We start from the raw sequence: 17,820 nt of genomic DNA on the forward strand, positions 1-17,820 counted from the left end.
CGCTGTGGCACTGTGTCTTCAGATCGTTCCGCTGCGTGACCACGCGGGCACTGGTGGTGCCCACCGGGTCGGGGTAGGGCTGTCCCCACCTCTGGTGCGGATCCCCGCAGCGGACAAGGGAAAGCCCCGCCGCGGACGTCGACCGGAGGGGCGGCGTCCGCGGCGGGGCGGTCGTGGGCACGGGGTCAGCGCAACGTCACCGGGTCAGCGCAACGTCACCGGCAGGCTGGAGTAGCCGTGGACGAAGTTGGAGAACAGCCGGCGCGGCTCACCGGCCAGCTCGATCTCGTCGACCAGGTCGCGCACCGCCTCCAGCACCGACCGCACGTGGGCGCGCCCGAGGTAGGCGCCGAGGCAGAAGTGCGGTCCGTGGCCGAACGCGATGTGCCGGTTCGGCGTGCGCGACAGGTCGAACGACATCGGGTCGGCGAACACCTCCTCGTCGAAGTTCGCCGAGCTGTTCCACAGCGTCACCACGTCACCCGCCTTGATGACGCGCCCGCGCAGTTCCACGTCCACGACGGCGCGGCGGCCGAAGTGCATGGCCGGCGTGGTCCAGCGCAGCACCTCTTCGGTCGCGGTGTCGATGTCGACCTCGCCGTCCTTGAGCGCGCGCCACTGCTCCGGGTGCTGGTGCAGCGCCAGGAGTCCGCCGATCGAGGACATGCGGCTGGACTCGTCCGCGCCCAGGATGAGGCTGTAGCAGTTGAAGACGATCTCGTCCTCGCTCAGCGGCCCGCCGTCCACCAGCCCGTTGGCCAGGGCGCTGACCACGTCGTCGCCGGGGTTGCGCCGGCGTTGGTCGGCCAGGCCGGAGAAGTACAGCAGGATCTCGTTGCGGGCCAGCCACTCCTCCAGCTCGGTGTCCTCGGAGCTGTACCGGCTCAGCGTCCGGTTGTTCCAGTCCACGAGCTTCGCGCGGTCGGCGACGGGCACGTCCATCAGGTCGCCGATCGTGTTGATCGGGATGTGGTCGGCGACGTCGGTGGCGAAGTCGAACGTCGGCCCGACCCGGTCGCCCACCAGCGCGAGGGTGCGCTGGTGCACCCGTTCGGCGACCTTCGCCAGCACGCGCGGCGAGAAAGACTTGATCATCAGGTTGCGCACGTCCCGGTGCCGCGGGCCGTCGGTGACCGCGAGCATCTTGCCCGACGCCGAGTCCGTGCCGCGCAACAACGTGGCCAGCACGTTGCCGTGCTCGGAGGTGAACCTCTTGTTGTCCTTATACACCGCGACGATGTCGGCGTAGCGGGACAGCACCCAGAAGCCCGGCGTGCCGTCGCCCGGCGGGTTCCAGTGCACGGGGTCCTCCTCGCGCAGCCGCCGCCACATCGAGTGCAGGTCCACGTCCAGGAACGTCTGCGGGTCGGCCAGGTCCAGGTCGGCCAGGTCGACATCGGCCAGGTGGGCGGTCATGTCCGTGTTCTCCTCAGTTGGCGGTGCTCGCGTACCGGCGCAGGCTGACGAACGAGGTCAGCAGGAACAGCAGGCCGAGGGTCACCACGACGACCACCTCCGGGTGGTCGGTCGGGAAGCCGCCGCCGGTGGTGACCGGGTTGCCCCACAGCTGCCGGCAGGCCGTGGCCACCGCGCTGATCGGGTTCCAGGCGGCGATCGGCGCCAGCCACGCGGGCAGGTTCTGCTCGGAGAGGAACGCGTTCGACAGGAACGGGAACACGACCACGACCAGCGGCGCGATCGAGTCGATGGTCTCCAGGCTCTTGGACGACATGCCCAGCAGCACGCCGACCCACGTCACCACGTAGCAGAACACGATCAGCACGCCGAACGCGGCGAGCGTGGGCAGCAGCCCGGTGTGGGAGCGCCAGCCCAGCAGCAGGCCGACGCCCACGACGACGACCAGGCCCATCACCGCGACGACGAGGTCGGCGATCGTGTGTCCGATGAGGACGGACGACCGCGAGATCGGCAGCGACCGGAACCGGTCGATCAGGCCGCCCTTCAGGTCCGTCGCGACCGCGATGGCGGTCGGACCGACGCCCGCGAGGCCGACCTGCAGCGCCGCTCCCGCGAACAGGTACTCCTGGTAGCTGCCGCCGCCGGGGATGGAGATCGACTGCTGGAACAGGTAGCCGAGCACCAGCATGGACACCAGCGGGTTGAGCGTGACCCCGATGAACCGGCCGGGCGCCCGGCGCAGGTGCCGCAGCCGCCGGCCGGTCACGGCCAGGACTTCGACCAGGGTCGCCCCGAGCCCGGGTTTGACGTCGACCAGTGCGTTCACGATTCCCCATTCCCGTGCGGGCGGGCCATCCCGGCCGCCACCGCCGCGCCGATCCGGGCCAGGTGGCCCGGGTTCATCATGTGGTCGTGCCCACCGGGCAGGTGGTGCACTCGGAGGCCGCCGACGTGCGGCGTCCACAGGTCGACCCGCTCGGCCAGCTCGTCCTCGGGCAGGTCGCCGGAGGCCGCGAACAGCAGCACCTCGCCGTCGTAGCGGGACGGCCGGTACCGCTCGGAGAACCGCGAGTGGACCTTCATCACCTCGATCATCGCCAGCACCCGCTCGTCGCCGAGCCCGGCCAGCGGGCTGCCGTCGCGGCGCAGCGCCTCGACCACGTCCTGGGCGGTGAGTTCGCGGCCCGAGAACTCCGACCGGTCGTGCCCGACCAGCTCGACCACCCAGCCGAGCATCGCCTGCTCGTCGCCGTGGGGGTCGTGCCTGCTCGGCGGGTAGGCGTCGAGGTTGGCCAGCACGCCGACCCGCTCGCCGTCGGCTTCCAGCCGCGCCGCCACCTCGTGGGCGAGGATGCCGCCGAACGACCAGCCGAGCAGGTGGTACGGGCCCTCCGGCTGGATCGACTTGATCAGGTCGAGGTAGTCCGAGGCCAACTGCCCCAACGACATCGGCAGCGCGGCCAGCTCGGTGATGGACGGCGACTGGATGCCGACCAGCGGCGTGTCCGGGCCGAGGTGCGGCGCCAGCCCGATGTAGGGCAGGGCGAAGCCAACGCCGCTGTGCAGGCAGAACAGCGCCGGCCCGCCGCCCGGCTTCATCCGCAGCACCGTGTCGAACGGGGTGGTCTCCGCCAGGGCGTCGAACTCCTCGAACACGCTGGAGATCGCCGCGGCACGCGAGGGCGCGCGCTCGTCCGCCGCGGCCGCCAGGTCGGCGACGGTCTGGTGCACGAACACGTCCGCGATGGCGATCGGCAACCCCGCCTTGCGGGCACGGGTGACGACCTGGATCGAGCTGATGCTGTCGCCGCCGACCGCGAAGAAGTTGTCGTCCACGCCGACCGACGGCACGCCGAGCACGTCGGCGACGATCCCGGCCAGCAGCTCCTCGCCCGGGGTGCGCGGCGCGCGTCCGGTGGGCAGGTGCGCGAAGTCCGCGGCGGGCAGGGCCTTGCGGTCCACCTTGCCGTTGGGCGTCAGGGGCAGGGCGTCGAGGGTCACCAGCGCGGCGGGCACCATGTAGTCGGGCAGCGACTCGCCGAGCTCCTTGCGCAGCAGCGCGATGTCACCGTCTGCATCGTCGTCCAGCACGACGTAGCCGACGAGCCGCTTGTGGCCCTTGGCGTCGGCGTTGGCGACCACCACCGCGTCGCGCACGGCGGACAACGCTCGTGCGGCGGCCTCGACCTCGCCCAGTTCGATGCGGTGGCCGCGGATCTTGACCTGGTGGTCGCGCCGCTCCAGGAACTCCAGGTCGCCGTCCGCCCGCAGCACCACCCGGTCGCCCGTGCGGTACATCCGCGCGCCCGCGCCGAGACCGGACTCCGCCGCGAACGGGTCGGGCAGGAACGTCACCGACGTCCGCGCGGGGTCGCCGAGGTAGCCGCGCCCGACGCCGAGACCGCCGACGTAGAGCTCGCCCGGCACGCCGACGGGCAGTGGCCGCAGGTCGTCGCCCAGCACGTACAGCGCGGTGTTGCGCACCGGTTTGCCGATCGGCACGCGGGTGCCGCGCACCGGTTCGGTGATCACCGCGTGAGTCACGTCGTCCGAGCATTCCGTCGGCCCGTAGGCGTTGACCAGCGGGATGGCGGGGAACCGGGCGAACCACCGCTCGCACAGGTCGGCGGGCAACGCCTCGCCGGTGACGACCAGCCGGCGCAACGACGGCAGCTCCGGCGCCGAGCCCGTGGTGTCCCACACGTCCAGCGCGGCGCGCAGCAGCGACGGGACGACCTCCAGCACCGAGACGCGCTCACCCGCCGTGATGCCGAACAACGCCTCCGGGTCCGCGGCGACCTCACGGCCGACGACCCGCACCCGGCCGCCGACCACCAGCGGCGCCAGCATCTGCCACACCGAGATGTCGAACGTCACCGGCGCGTTGTGCACCACCGTGTCCTGTTCGGTCAGGCGCAGGTCGTCCACCTTGGCGAGCAGGTGGTTGACCATGCCCGCCCGGTGCACCATCGCACCCTTCGGCTTGCCCGTCGACCCGGACGTGAAGATCACGTACGCGAGGTCGTCCGCCGCGCCCGACAACGGCGGCAGCTCGGTGTCGGCCGGCAGGGTGTCATCCAGCACCACCACCCGGGCGGCACCGGCCACCTGCTCGGCCAGGCGGCGGTGCGCGACGTCGGTCAGCAGCACGCGCGCGCCGCTGTCGGCCAGCAGCGCGGCCGTGCGCGACACCGGGGCCTGCACGTCCAACGGCAGGTAGGCGCCACCCGCGCCGAGCGCGCCGAGCACGGCCGAGAGGTAACGCGCGCCCGGTGCGGCCAGCACTGCGGCCAGACCGCCGTCCAGCTCACGGGACACGGCGGCGGCACGGCGGACCAGCGTCGAGTAGGTGACCTCGCCGTCGTCGTCCACGACCGCCACCGCGTCGGGGTTGCGGGCCGCGAACTCGCGCACCCGCTCCACCACGCCCCGGTACGCGTCCGGGCGGCGCGGACCGACGCCCGCGCCCAGCACCCGGTCGCGCTCCTCAGGCTCCAGCACGTCGATCCGGCTCAGCCGCGCGCCCGGCTCGGCCACCGCGGCACGCAGCAACCGCGTCAGCCGGTCCGCGATCCGCTCGACCGTGGACCGGGTGAACAGGTCGGTCGTGTACTCCAGCGCGCCCCGGATGCCCGAGGGCACGCCGTCGGCGACGAGTTCGTCGAGCTGGAAGGTGAGGTCGAACTTCGCGCGCGGCGCGGCCACCGGCTGCACGCGGGCGTTCAGGCCGGGCAGGACGGCGGGTCCGTCACCGTCGTTCTGCATCACCAGCATGACCTGGAACAGCGGCTGGCGGGCCGGCGACCGCACCGGGTTCAGCTTCTCCACCAGGTACTCGAACGGCAGGTCCTGGTGCGCGTACGCGCCGAGGTTCGCCTCCCGCACGCGGTGCACCAGCTCCCGGAACGTCGGGTCGCCGCCGGTGTCGGTGCGCAGCACCACGGTGTTGACGAAGAACCCGACCAGCTCGTCGAGCGCCTCGTCGGCCCGGCCGGCCACCGGCGTGCCGAGCGGGATGTCCGTGCCCGCGCCGAGCTTGGTCAGCAGGGCCGACACCGCCGCCTGGAACACCATGAACACGCTCGCGCCGGACTCCCGTGCCAGCGCCACCAGCCCCGCGTACAGCGGGCCGTCGACGAGGAACTCGACCTCGCCGCCGTCGTGCGTGCTCACCGCCGGGCGCGGGAAGTCGGTGGGCAGGTCCAGTTCCTCGGGCAGGTCGGCGAGCGCCCGGGTCCAGTACGCGAGCTGAGCGCCGAGCAGGCTCTCCGGGTCGTCCTCGGAGCCGAGCAGCTCCCGCTGCCACAGCGCGTAGTCCGCGTACTGCACCGGCAGCGGCGGCCGGTCCGGGGCCACGCCGGCGCAGCGGGCCCGGTAGGCGTCGGTCAGGTCGCGGGCGAACGGCGCGATCGACCAGCCGTCGAACGCGATGTGGTGGAAGACGATCAGCAGCACGTGCTCGTCCGGGCCCAGCCGGAACAGCTTGGCGCGCAACGCGGGCTCCGCCGCCAGGTCGAACCCGCGGTCGGTCTCGGCGGTCAGCACGCGTCCCAGCTCGGCCTCGGAGACCTCGGCCACGTCCAGCGCCGGGTAGTCCGGTGGCAGGTCGGCCACCCGCTGGTGCGGCTTGCCGTCCACGTCCGGGAACACCGAGCGCAGCACCTCGTGCCTGGCCACGACGTCGCGCAGGGCGGCGCGCAGCGCGTCGGCCCGCAGCTCGCCGGTCAGGCGCATCGCCAGCGGCACGTTGTAGGTGCCGGTGGCGCTCTCCTCCAGGCGGTTGAGGAACCACAGCCGCCGCTGGGCGAACGACAGGGGCGCCCGTGGGCCACGCGGCATCGGCGCCAGGGCCGGTCGGGCGCCCTGCGCGCCGCGCACCTGCTCGGCCAACGCCGCCACGGTGCGCGCCTCGAACAACGCCCGGATGGGCAGCTCGACGCCCAGCGCGGACCGGGCACGGCTGATGACCCGCGTGGCCAGCAGGGAGTGCCCGCCCAGCTCGAAGAAGTCCTCGTCGATCCCCACCTGCGGCAGGCCGAGCACGTCGGCGAACAGCCCGCTCAGGATGTCCTCGACCGGTGTGCGCGGTCCCCGGCCGCGGCCGGCGGGCGCACCGGCCTCGGGCGCGGGCAGCGCCTTGCGGTCCAGCTTGCCCTGCGCGGTCAGGGGCAGCTCGTCCAGCGCGACCAGCGCCGCGGGGACCATGTACTCCGGCAGCGACTCGGCCAGCAGCTCCCGCACGCCCTCGGGCACCGCGCCAGGTCGTTCGGGTGCGGGCACGTCCGGCACCAGGTAGCCGACCAACTTGCGGTCGCCGTCGTCCTCACGGACCACGACCACGGCCTGGGCGACCCCGGGGTGCGACACCAGCGCCGACTCGATCTCGCCCAGCTCGATGCGGAAGCCCCGCAGCTGCACCTGGTCGTCCGCGCGGCCGACGTAGTCGAGCTGGCCGTCGGCGTGCCACCGGACGAGGTCGCCGGTGCGGTACATGAACCCGCCCGGCACGTCGAACGGGTCGGCGACGAACCGCTCGGCGGTCAGGCCGGGCCGGTCGAGGTACCCGCGGGCGAGCCCGCCGCCGACGTACAGCTCGCCGGTCACGCCGACGGGCACCGGCCGCAGGAGCGGGTCGAGCACGTACACCCGGTGCGCCGCGGTCGGCCGGCCGATGGGCGGCCTGCCCCCGCCGGTCAGCGGACCGCCGACGGTGGAGGCGAGCACCGCCTCGGTCGGCCCGTACCCGTTGAACATCCGGTGCCTGGGCGCCCAGCGCGCCACCACCTCGGGCGGGCACGCCTCGCCCGCGACGACCATCACCAGGTCGTCGGGCAGCCGGGCGCCCTCGGGCAGCCCGCCCGCGACCACCGGCGGCAGCGCGGCGAGGTTGACCCGACGGGTCCTGATCAGGTCGAGCAGCGGTTGGCCCGGCGCGCGGGCGTCGTCGTCGGCGACCACCAGCGTGCCGCCGCCGAGCAGGGCCAGGCCCCACTCCCACACGGTGGCGTCGAAGCTGTAGGAGGCGAACTGGAGCACCCGCGTGTCGGGCGTGACGTCGAACTTCGCGATCAGGCTCCGGACCATGGCGACGAGCCCGGTGTGGTCGACCACGACGCCCTTGGGCCGTCCGGTGGACCCGGAGGTGTAGATCACGTAGGCCGGGTGTCCTCGGCGCAGCGCCGGTTCCGGCGCGGTGGCGGGCAGGCCATCCAGCTCGGCGAGCACCGCGGGGTCGTCCAGGAGCACCAGCGGCACGTCGAGCCCGGCCATCCGCGCACTGGCGTCCACAGTGGACACGAGCGCGATCGGCCGGGCGTCGTCCACCATGTACCCGATCCGGTCCAGCGGCAGCTTGGCGTCGATCGGCAGGAACGCCGCGCCGGACTTGAGCACGGCGAGCACCACCACCGCGGCCTCCAGCGACCGCGGCAGGGCGAACGCGACCACGCTCTCGGGGCCCGCGCCCCGGGCGGCCAGCAGCCGGGCCAGCCGGTTCGCGCGGGCGTCCAGCTCGGCGTAGGTGAGCTCCTCGTCGCGGAACACCGCGGCGAGCGCGTCCGGCGCCTGCGCGACCCGGTCGGCGAACAGCCGCGGCGCGGTCACGTCCGGGACCGGCTCGATCCGCCCGCTCCACTCGCCGAGCAGCAGCTCCCGCTCCCCCGGCGCCAGCACGTCGACCCGGCCCACGGCGGTGTCGGGCGCGTCGACGACGGTCCGGAGCAGCCGCACGAACCGGTCGACCAGCACCCGCACGTCGTCGCGGGTGAACAGCCGGCCCCGGTACTGGGCGTGCAGCCGCATCCGCTCGCCGGGGTACACGCCCAGCGCGAACGGGTACTCGGCCACCACGCGGGCCTCGCCGCCGAGCACGTCCAGGTCCGGCACGAGGCCGCCCAGCTCGCGGGCGTCGGCCATCGGGTAGTTGTGGTAGCTGACCACGGTGTCGAACAGCTCGCCGATCCCGGCCTGCTGCTGCACCTCGGCCAGCCCGAGGTGCTGGTGCGGCTCCAGGTCGACCTGGCCTGCGCCGAGGTCCGCGAGCAGCCGCACGAGCGTCTGCGCCGGGTCGAGCGCCACCCGCACCGGCAGCGTGCCGAGGAACGGGCCGATCATCGCCTCGACGCCCGGCAGCTCGGCGGGCCGGCCGGACCGCACCGCGCCGAACACGACGTCCCGGCTCCCGGTCAGGGCGCCGAGCAGCACCGCCCAGCAGCCCTGCACGACCGTGCTGAGCGTGAGGTCGTTGGCTCGCGCCCAGTCGGTCAACCGGGCCGTCAGCGACTCGGGCAGGTCGACCAGCAGCTCGTCGGGCACCGCGGGCGTTCGGTCCGGGTCGACCGGCGCGAGGCGGGTCGCCTCGGTCAGCCCGGCCAACGCCGCCCGCCACGCGCCACGCGCCGCCTCGACGTCCCGGTCGGCGAGCCACCGCAGGTAGTCGGCGTGCGGTGGCACCGGGGGCAGCGCCGCCGTGTCGACCCCGTTGGCGTACAGGGTGAACAGCTCGCGGGCGAAGATCGGGTTGGACCAGCCGTCGACCAGGGAGTGGTGCACGGTCCAGATGACGCGGGACGCCTCGCCGGTCAGCCGCACCACGGTGAACCGCACCAGCGGCGGCGCGGTCAGGTCGAAGCGGCGCAGCCAGTCGGCGTCGGTGAGCCGGGCGAGTTCCCGGTCCCGGTCCGCGGGGTCCATCCCGGTCAGGTCGACCTCGTCCCACGGCGGCTCGACCGCCGAGGGCACGACCAGGACGGCGTCACCGGACTCGCGGTGCCGGAAGGCGGCGCGCAGCAGGGGGTGCCGCGCCACGAGCGCCCGTGCGGCGGCGCGCAGGCGGGCCGGGTCGAGCGGACCGGACACGTCCACGGTCACCTGCAACGTGTAGGCGTCCACGCCGTCGCGGTCGTAGTCGGCCTGGAACAGCAGGCCCTTCTGCGACGGCGACAGCGGCAGCACGTCGTCCAGCGGGCCGACCGCCTGCTCGACGTCCTCGATCTCGCGCTGGGTCAGCGACACCAGCGGGAAGTCCGACGGCGTGCGGCCACCGGCCCGGCCCGCGTGCTCCACGAGCGAGCCGAGGACCGCGGTGAACGTCTCGGCGATGCCCCGGACGTCCTCTTCGGACAGCAGCGCGCCCGCGTACTGCCAGTCGGACACGAGCACCGGGCCGTCCGGCCGGTCCTCGGTGACCGCGGCGACCTCCAGCGCGTACCGCAGCGGCACGTCCGGGTGCGCGTGCAGGCCGACGTCGCCGCGCAACGACCACTCCCCCCGGTCCACGCCGAAGCGCCCGAGGTAGTTGAAGCCGATCCGCGGCGGGGCGAACCGGGCCAGCACGCCCTGCGTCTGGGGGTTGAGGTGGCGCAGCAGCCCGAAGCCGAGGCCGTGGTCGGGCAGGGCGCGCAACGCCTCCTTGACCCGCTTCACCACCCCCGGCACGTCCGAGGTGTCGCCGACGTCGAGGCGCACGGGGAACACGCTGGAGAACCAGCCGACGGTGCGCGCCAGGTCCACGTCCTCGGCCTGCTCGCGCCCGTGGCCCTCCAGCTCGACCAGCACCGACCCCGCGCCGCGCCGCCGTGCCACCGCGACCGCGAGCGCGGCCAGCAGCACCTCGTTGGTCTCGGCGTGGAACGCGGCGGGCACGGTGGTCGTCAACGCCGCCGCGTCGGCCACCTCGAACCGGTGGTGGCCCGCGGTGCGCTCGACGTCCACGGCGGGGTCCAGCGGGCGTGCGACCGGCAGCGGGTCGCCGCCGCGCAGCAGGCCGGTCCACAGCGGCAGCTCGGCGGTGCGGGCGGCGGTGCGCGCCTGCTCCGACAGCAGCCGGGTCCAGCGGCGGTACGAGGTGCCGACCGGCGGCAGGGGCCGTCCCTCGACGGCCGCGCGGAGGTCGGGCAGCAGGATCCGCCACGACACGCCGTCCACGGCCAGGTGGTGGGCCACGACCAGCAGCTCGCCGTCGTTCAGCGCGAACTGGACGACCACGCCGTCCTTGGGCGCCAAGCGCTCGCGTGCCGCGTCGAGCGTGCCGCCGGCGCGGACCACGTCGGCCGCGCGGACCGCGCCGCGGGGCTGGACCTCCAGCGCCCACAGCCCTTCGACCGGCTCGGCGAGCCGCAGCCGCAGCGCGTCGTGGTGGTCCAGCACAACCTGCACGGCCGCGGTGAGCCGGTCGAGGTCCAGGCCCGCCGGCACGGACACCGCGACGTGCTGGCTGTAGTCACGGGTCAGCCCGGTGGGCGTCTCGCGCAACTGGTGGGCGATCGGGGGCAGTTCGACCTCGCCGACACCGTCGTCCGCGACCACCGTGACGGCGGAGACGGGCTTGGCGACCGCCGCGAGGGCGGCCGGTGTCCGCAGTCGGAACACGTCCGCCGAGGTGACGACCAGCCCCGCCGCGCGGGCGCGGCTGACGACCTGGATGGAGCTGATGCTGTCGCCGCCGAGGGCGAAGAAGCTGTCGTCCACGCCGACCGAGGCCACGCCGAGGACCTCGGCGAGCACACCGCAGAGGATCTCCTCCTCGCGGGTGCGGGCCCCGCGCGTGGCCACGGGCGTGCCGAAGTCCACCGCCGGCAGCGCCTTGCGGTCCACCTTGCCGTGCGGGGTCAAGGGCAGCGCGTCCAGCACGACGAACGTCGACGGCACCATGTACTCGGGCAGCAGTTCCGCCACCTGATCGCGGACCCCGGCCGCCTCGCCCACGACGTAGCCGACGAGCCGCTTGTGCCCGGCCGGGTCGGTGACGACGGCGACCGCCGCGTCACCGACACCCGGCACCGCGCGGACCGCGGCCTCGACCTCGCCGAGTTCGATGCGGTGGCCGCGGATCTTGACCTGGGAGTCGCGGCGCTCCAGGAACTCCAGCTGCCCGTCGGCGTGGCGCACCACGCGGTCGCCCGTGCGGTACATGCGGTCGCCCGGCCCGCCGAAGGGGTCGGGCAGGAACGTCGTCGCGGTGCGCTCGGGATCGCCGAGGTAGCCGTGGCCGACGCCCGCGCCGGCCACGTACAGCTCGCCGGGCACGCCCTGCGGCATCGGTCGCAGGTCGTCGCCCAGCACGTACAGCCTGGTGTTGCGCACGGCGCGGCCGATCGGCGCGCGGGTGCCGGCGACCGGTCCGGTGATCAGCGCGTGCGTGACGTCGTCCGAGCACTCGGTCGGCCCGTAGGCGTTGACCAGCGGCAGCCCCGGGTAGCGGTCGAACCAGCGCGCGCACAGGTCGGCGGGCAGCACCTCGCCCGTGACGACCAGGTGCCGCAGCCCGGGCAGCGGCACGGCGCCGCCGGCGGCGTCCCAGGCGTCGAGCGCGGCGCGCAGCAGCGACGGCACGACTTCCAGCACGGTCACGCCCTCGGTCGCGGCGAGGCCGAACAGGGTGTCGGGGTCGGCGGCCTCCGCCGCGCCCACGACGCGCACCCGTCCGCCCACGACCAGCGGCGCGAGCATCTGCCAGACGGACACGTCGAAGGTCACCGGCGCGTTCTGCACGACGGTGTCGGCCGCGGTGAGCCCGAGGTCCTCGACCTTGGCGAGCAGGTGGTTGACGAGGCCGCCCCGGTGCACCATGGCGCCCTTCGGCCGGCCGGTCGACCCCGAGGTGAAGATCACGTACGCCAGGTCGTCCGCCGAGTCGGACACCGGTGACAGCTCGTGGTCCTCGGCGTCGTCCAGCACGACCACGCGCGCGCTGCCGGCGAGTTCGGCCGCGAGCGCGCGGTGCGCCGGGTCCACGACGAGGTGCGTGGCGCGGCTGTCGGCCAGCAGGCCGGCGATCCGGGCGACCGGCGCGCGCACGTCCAGCGGCACGTAGGCGCCGCCCGCGCCGAGGGCGGCCAGCACCGCGGTGACGAACCCGGCGCCGGGCTCGGCGAGCACGGCGGTCAGCCCGGCGGTCAGCTCGTGCGACAGGGCGTTGGCGCGCGCGACGAGCTCGCCGTAGGTCACCGGTCCGGACCCGTCGACCACGGCGACCGCGGCGGGGGTGGCCGCGGCGACGGCACGCACGCGTTCCACGACACCGGTGTGATCGTCCTCGCGCACCGGGCCGAGGACGGCGTCGGTCCCGGCGAAGTCGACCCGGCTCAGCGCGGCGTCCGGCGCGACCCGCACGAACTCCTCCAGGTACACGGCGAAGCGGGTGACGTGGCCGGCCACCTCGTCGTCCTCGTACAGGCCCGCGTTGCCGCTCATGTGCAGTTCGAGGCCGCCGCCCGGCGCCTCCACGACCGTGGCCTCGAAGTCGTCCACCAGGCCGGTTGACAGGTTGTTGACCGTCATCACGCACGGTCCGAGCTTCAGCTCGGTCTCCTGCGGCAGGATGTTGACCAGCGGGCCGAACGGCCTGCGGTCGTCGCTGCGCAGGCCCATCGCGCCGCGGATGCGGCTGACCCGGTGCCGCTGGTGGCGCAGCACCCTGGTGACCTCGCGCGAGGTGTCGGCCAGCAGCCCGGCGCGCGACGTCGCCGGGTCGACGGCGAGCCGCAGCGGCACGGTGTTGGCCACCATGCCGGGGATGGCGCGCATCCGGGCGCCCACCCTGGCGGTCACCGGCAACGTCAGCAGCACGTCGCGGACGCCGGTCATCCGCCGGGTGTAGGCCGCCATCGCGGCGGTCACCACGGTCGGCCACGTCACCTTGGCCTCGGCGGCGATCTCGCGGAGCAGGCGCGCGGTCGACTCGGGCACCACGGCGGTGCGGCGCACGAAACCCTGCGTCCGCGGGCCGTCCCGGTGCGACAGGCTCACCAGCTCGGGCGCGTCGGTGAACCGGCGGTCCCAGAACCCGCGGTCCCGCTCGGCCTGCCCCGACCCGCCGTAGGCCGCCTCGGCGGCGATCAGCTCGGCCAACGGCGGCAACCGGCCGTCGTCGACCGACGCGCCCGCCAGCAGGGCCTCGTACAGCTCGCCGAGCCTGCGCCAGAACACCACCTGCGAGTAGCCGTCGCACAGGAAGTGGTGGATGCACAGGGAGAAGAACGCCCGCTCGTCACCGACGCGCAGCAGCGCCAGGCGGAACAGCGGGAAGTCGCCGAGGGCGAACGGCACGTCCAGGTCCGCCCGCACCCAGTCGCGGGCGGCCCGTTCCGGGTCGGCCTCGCCGCGCAGGTCCAGCACCCGCAGACCGGGGTCCGGCAGGGGCTCGACCACCTGGCCGGGCTCGCCGTCGATCTCGGTGAACCGCGCCCGCATGCACTCCGACTCGACCACCAGCCGCGCCACGGCCGCGCGGAACACGTCGACGTCCAGCGGTCCGCGGATGTCCAGGTAGCCCGCGGTGTTGTACGCCGACGTGCCGCCGGAGAGCTTCTCGTCGAACCAGATGTCGAGCTGACCGGCGGACAGGGGCAGCCGTGGGGTCATGGCAGTCTCCTCGCAAGCATCGCGTCCTCGGCGAGCAGGTCCGCGCCGTAGATGTCGCTGATCCACTGGTCCCGGTAGACGGTGTCCAGGTAGCGGTCGCCGAGGTCCGGCGCGATCGCCACCGCGGTCACGTCGCCGTCGGGCCGGTTGCGCGTGAGCCAGTCGGCGGCGCCGGACAGCACCGTGCCGGTCGAGCCGCCGAACAGGAAGCCGTGCCGCAGCAACGTCCGGCAGGCGCGCACGGTGTCCCGTTCCGCCACGTGCAGCACCTCGTCCACGAAGGACTCGTCCAGCAGCGGCGGGCGGACGCTGGTGCCCAGGCCCGGCAGCACCCGCGGCTGCGCGGGCGTGCCGAAGGTGACCGAGCCGACCGAGTCGACCGCGACGACCCGCACCGACGGCTTGGTCTCCTTGAAGTAGCGCGCGCAGCCCATGAGCGTGCCGGTGCTGCCCGCGCCGATGAACACCACGTCGACCTCGGGGAAGCTCTTCAGGATCTCCGGGCCGGTGCTCTGGTAGTGCGCCATCCAGTTCGCCGGGTTGGCGTACTGGTTGAGCCACACGTGCCCCTCGTCCTCGCACACCTGCTTGACGTAGCGGATGCGGGCGCCGAGGTAGCCGTCCTGCGGGTCGGGCTCGGTGATGACGTGCACCCGCGCGCCCAACGCCTCCATCAGCTGCCTGGTGGCGAGGTTGCAGCGCGCGTCGGTGACGCACAGGAAGCGGTAGCCGCGGCTCGCCGCCACCAGCGCCAGCGCCACCCCGAGGTTGCCCGACGAACTCTCCACCAGCGTGACGCCCTCGCGCAGGGTCCCCGCGCGCACGGCGGCGGACACCATCTCGTTGGCGGCCTTGAGCTTGATGGACCCGGCGAAGTTGAACCCCTCGCACTTGAGGTACAGCGGGTGGCCCGAGAGCCGCCGGAGGTCCACGTAGAGGTCGTCCACGTTGAACTCCTGGGGCGTCGATATCACTGGCATGCGCCGACTCCTAGGCGAAGTGCACGGTCAGGCGGCTCAGCGCTTGCCGTAGCGGTCGAGGTCGAAGAAGAAGTCCGGGACCACGGCCAGCCCGCCCGCCCGCGACACCTCGTCGTAGACGTGCTTGCCGACCGCCAGGTCCAGCACGCCCAGCCCGAACGGGGAGAACACCAGCGGCCGGTCCGCCGGTGGCGTCACCGCGCCGGTCATGACGTCGTGCAACGTGCCGGACAGGAAGTCGCGGTCGCCGGTGAGCTGCTCGGCCAGGTGCGGCGAGGTGTTCGCCTTCAGGCAGTGCTCCACGTCGTCCACCACGTTGGTGGACGCGAGGATCACCTCCGGCGACAGGTCGCGCAGCGACACGTGCAGCACCAGCGGGTTGTGGTCGAACCACGTCGGGTCGGTGACGTGCGGCGTGCCCGCGACGGTGGCGAACACGACCAGGTCGCTGGACCGGATCAGGCTCTCCGCGCTGTCGTGGATCACCACCGCGCCGTCGCCCGCGCCTTGGGCGTACTCGCGGAAGCCGTTCGCGGAGTCGGGGCTCAGGTCGTGCACGCCGACCTCGTCGAAGCTCCACCCGGTGGCGGTCAGGTAGGTGTGGATGTAGCGGGCGATCAGGCCGGTGCCGACGAACCCGACCCGCGTCGGCCGGTTCCGGTTCCGGCTGAGCCAGTCCGCGGCCAGCGCGGCGGACGCGGCGGTGCGCACCGCGCTGACGATGGAGCTCTCCAGGCAGGCGATCGGGTAGCCGGTCTCGCGGTCGTTGAGGATCAGCACCGCGGACGCGCGCGGCAGGCCCGCGGCGACGTTCGCGGGGAAGCTGGAGATCCACTTCACGCCGTGCACGCCGACGTCGCCGCCGATGGACGCGGGCAGCGCGATGATCCGCGACGAGGGGTCTTCGGGGAACCGCAGGAAATAGGACGGCGGATTGACCGTGTCGCCTTCACCGTGCCACCGGTAGGCGGCTTCGATGAGTTCGACAACGTGCTTCTCGCGCCCTCGCAATACCTCGTCCACCTGAGCGCCGGAAATCACCGCGAAGGCAGGTGCCACGTTACCGTCCCTTTCTCGTGCAGGCCTGATGAGCTGCGCCGACCCGGCCGGGCAGCGGCCACGACCACATACTCGCGAACACGGCTGACAACCCGCTGACACGTCACTGACGGCGTCGGGTATAGAAAATCCATAGCGATTTGGGTTCAGGTTGTCCCGACACGCGTATTCCGGGCACTCGCCCTTCGAACACCGGCAGCACCGCGGCGAACGTCGGTTCCGCGACCTTTGTCGTGATCATGACGGGAGGACAAACCTCGATGACAGATCGTAGGATCAAGAAGGTCGTGGTGCTCGGTGGCGGCACCGCGGGCTGGATGGCCGCGTCGTACCTCGGCAAGGCCCTCGGGCCGGCCGTGACCATCACCGTGCTCGAAGCGCCCGCGATCCCGAAGATCGGTGTCGGCGAGGCCACCGTGCCGAACCTGCACAAGACGTTCTTCGACTTCCTCGGCATCGCCGAGGAGGACTGGATGCGCGAGTGCAACGCCAGCTTCAAGATGGGCATCAAGTTCACCAACTGGCGCACGCCGGGTGTCGGTGAGGCGAGCGGTCGCCCGTACCAGGGCACGAGCGACCACTACTACCACCTGTTCGGACTGCTGCCGAACCACGAGAACCAGCCGCTGTCGCACTACTGGGCGCACAAGAAGCTCACCGGCCAGACCGACGAGCCGTTCGACTACGCCTGCTACCGCGAGCCGCCGATCATGGACCAGAACCTCTCGCCGAGGTTCCTGGACGGCACCAAGTGGACCAACTACGCGTGGCACTTCGACGCGAACCTGGTCGCCGACTTCCTGCGCCGCTTCGCCACCACCAAGCAGGGCGCGATCCACGTCGAGGACAAGATGGTCGAGGCGGTCATCGACCAGCGCGGCCACGTCTCGGCGCTGAAGACCGAGAGCGGGCGCACCCTCGAGGGCGACCTGTTCATCGACTGCTCCGGCTTCCGCGGCCTGCTCATCAACCAGGCGATGAAGGAGCCGTTCCTGGACATGAGCGACCACCTGCTCAACGACAGCGCGGTCGCCGCCCAGATCCCGCACGACGACGCGGTCGACGGCGTCGAGCCGTACACCGGCGCCATCGCGATGTCGTCCGGTTGGACGTGGAAGATCCCGATGCTGGGCCGCTTCGGCAGCGGTTACGTGTTCTCCAGCCGGTTCCAGTCGCGCGACGACGCGACGCTGGAGTTCTGCGACATGTGGGGCCTGGACCCGGAGAACACCCCGCTGAACCAGGTGAAGTTCCGCGTCGGCCGCAACCGCCGGGCGTGGGTCAAGAACGTGGTCTCGATCGGCCTGGCGTCGTGCTTCCTGGAACCGCTGGAGTCGACCGGCATCTACTTCATCTACGCGGCGCTGTTCCAGCTGGCGAAGCACTTCCCGGACAAGGACTTCGACTCGATCCTGCAGGACCGCTTCAACGCGGAGATCGAGACGATGTTCGACGACTCGCGGGACTTCGTGCAGGGCCACTTCAGCTTCGCGCCCCGCAACGACACGCCGTTCTGGCAGGCGTGCAAGGACCTGGAGCTGGCGGACGACTTCAAGGAGAAGGTCCGCATGTACAAGGCCGGTCTCGCGGTCAACATGCCGATCACCGACGAGTCGACGTACTACGCGAACTTCGAGGCGGAGTTCCGCAACTTCTGGAACAACTCCAACTACTACTGCATCTTCGCCGGGCTCGAGTACCTGCCCGACCACACGCTGCCCGCGCTGGCCGCGCGGCCCGACGTGCTCGACTCGGCCGAGGCGGTGTTCGCGCAGATCAAGCAGACGCAGAAGGAACTGATGAGCACGCTGCCCACCACGTACGAGTACCTCAAGCAGCTGCACGGCAAGTAGGTCTTCCCACCCCCCGGGAAAAGACGAGCCCACCGGTCCCCCGACCCGGTGGGCTCGTCGCCGTGCGGTGTCCGGGCTGGACTCAGCGTCCGGTCCTCCTCACCATCGGTCATCGGACTTGTGCGAGATCGGCTCGGGTTCCTACT

Annotated in this window: 6 protein-coding genes; 1 reads left to right on the forward strand and 5 read right to left on the reverse strand. The window is 72.8% G+C overall.

Annotated elements, in window-relative coordinates; translation table 11 throughout:
- Positions 1 to 204: 204 nt before the first annotated feature.
- The 5 genes from LNK82_RS21010 to sbnB are packed head-to-tail and all read right to left on the reverse strand — an operon-like array spanning position 205 to position 15,821.
- A complete protein-coding gene (locus tag LNK82_RS21010; protein WP_230568733.1) occupies positions 205 to 1,416 on the reverse strand; it encodes a cytochrome P450 in 1,212 nt (403 codons plus the stop codon).
- Between the two features lie 13 nt (positions 1,417 to 1,429).
- Positions 1,430 to 2,245 (reverse strand): ABC transporter permease, encoded by an 816-nt coding sequence (locus LNK82_RS21015; RefSeq protein ID WP_230568734.1) that lies wholly within the window; start codon positions 2,243 to 2,245, stop codon positions 1,430 to 1,432.
- Positions 2,242 to 13,782, reverse strand: a complete 11,541-nt coding sequence (locus LNK82_RS21020; RefSeq protein WP_230568735.1) for a non-ribosomal peptide synthetase — start codon at positions 13,780 to 13,782, stop codon at positions 2,242 to 2,244. Before LNK82_RS21020 ends, LNK82_RS21015 begins: the two co-directional genes overlap by 4 nt.
- The gene (gene sbnA / locus LNK82_RS21025) at positions 13,779 to 14,762 is read right to left on the reverse strand and encodes a 2,3-diaminopropionate biosynthesis protein SbnA (protein ID WP_230568736.1); all 984 of its coding nucleotides are present in this window, start codon (positions 14,760 to 14,762) and stop codon (positions 13,779 to 13,781) included. The genes LNK82_RS21020 and sbnA overlap by 4 nt, the downstream gene beginning before the upstream one ends.
- A gap of 36 nt (positions 14,763 to 14,798) precedes the next feature.
- Positions 14,799 to 15,821: a 2,3-diaminopropionate biosynthesis protein SbnB gene (sbnB, locus tag LNK82_RS21030; RefSeq protein ID WP_230568737.1), complete on the reverse strand. Its 1,023-nt coding sequence runs from the start codon at positions 15,819 to 15,821 to the stop codon at positions 14,799 to 14,801.
- Positions 15,822 to 16,081: 260 nt separating this feature from the next.
- Here sbnB and LNK82_RS21035 point away from each other — a divergent pair, with 260 nt between their 5' ends.
- The gene (locus LNK82_RS21035; RefSeq protein WP_230568738.1) at positions 16,082 to 17,674 is read left to right on the forward strand and encodes a tryptophan halogenase family protein; all 1,593 of its coding nucleotides are present in this window, start codon (positions 16,082 to 16,084) and stop codon (positions 17,672 to 17,674) included.
- The last annotated feature ends 146 nt before the right edge of the window (positions 17,675 to 17,820 follow it).

It is taken from the genome of Saccharothrix luteola (assembly GCF_020859565.1).
Classification (GTDB): Bacteria; Actinomycetota; Actinomycetes; order Mycobacteriales; family Pseudonocardiaceae; genus Actinosynnema; species Actinosynnema luteola.

Bases quoted from the DNA above. Each gene is read 5' to 3' on its own strand.
- sbnA (WP_230568736.1), bottom strand. From the start codon at position 14,762: ATGCCAGTGATATCGACGCCCCAGGAGTTCAACGTGGACGACCTCTAC.
- LNK82_RS21035 (WP_230568738.1), top strand. From the start codon at position 16,082: ATGACAGATCGTAGGATCAAGAAGGTCGTGGTGCTCGGTGGCGGCACC.
- LNK82_RS21010 (WP_230568733.1), bottom strand. From the start codon at position 1,416: ATGACCGCCCACCTGGCCGATGTCGACCTGGCCGACCTGGACCTGGCC.
- LNK82_RS21020 (WP_230568735.1), bottom strand. From the start codon at position 13,782: ATGACCCCACGGCTGCCCCTGTCCGCCGGTCAGCTCGACATCTGGTTC.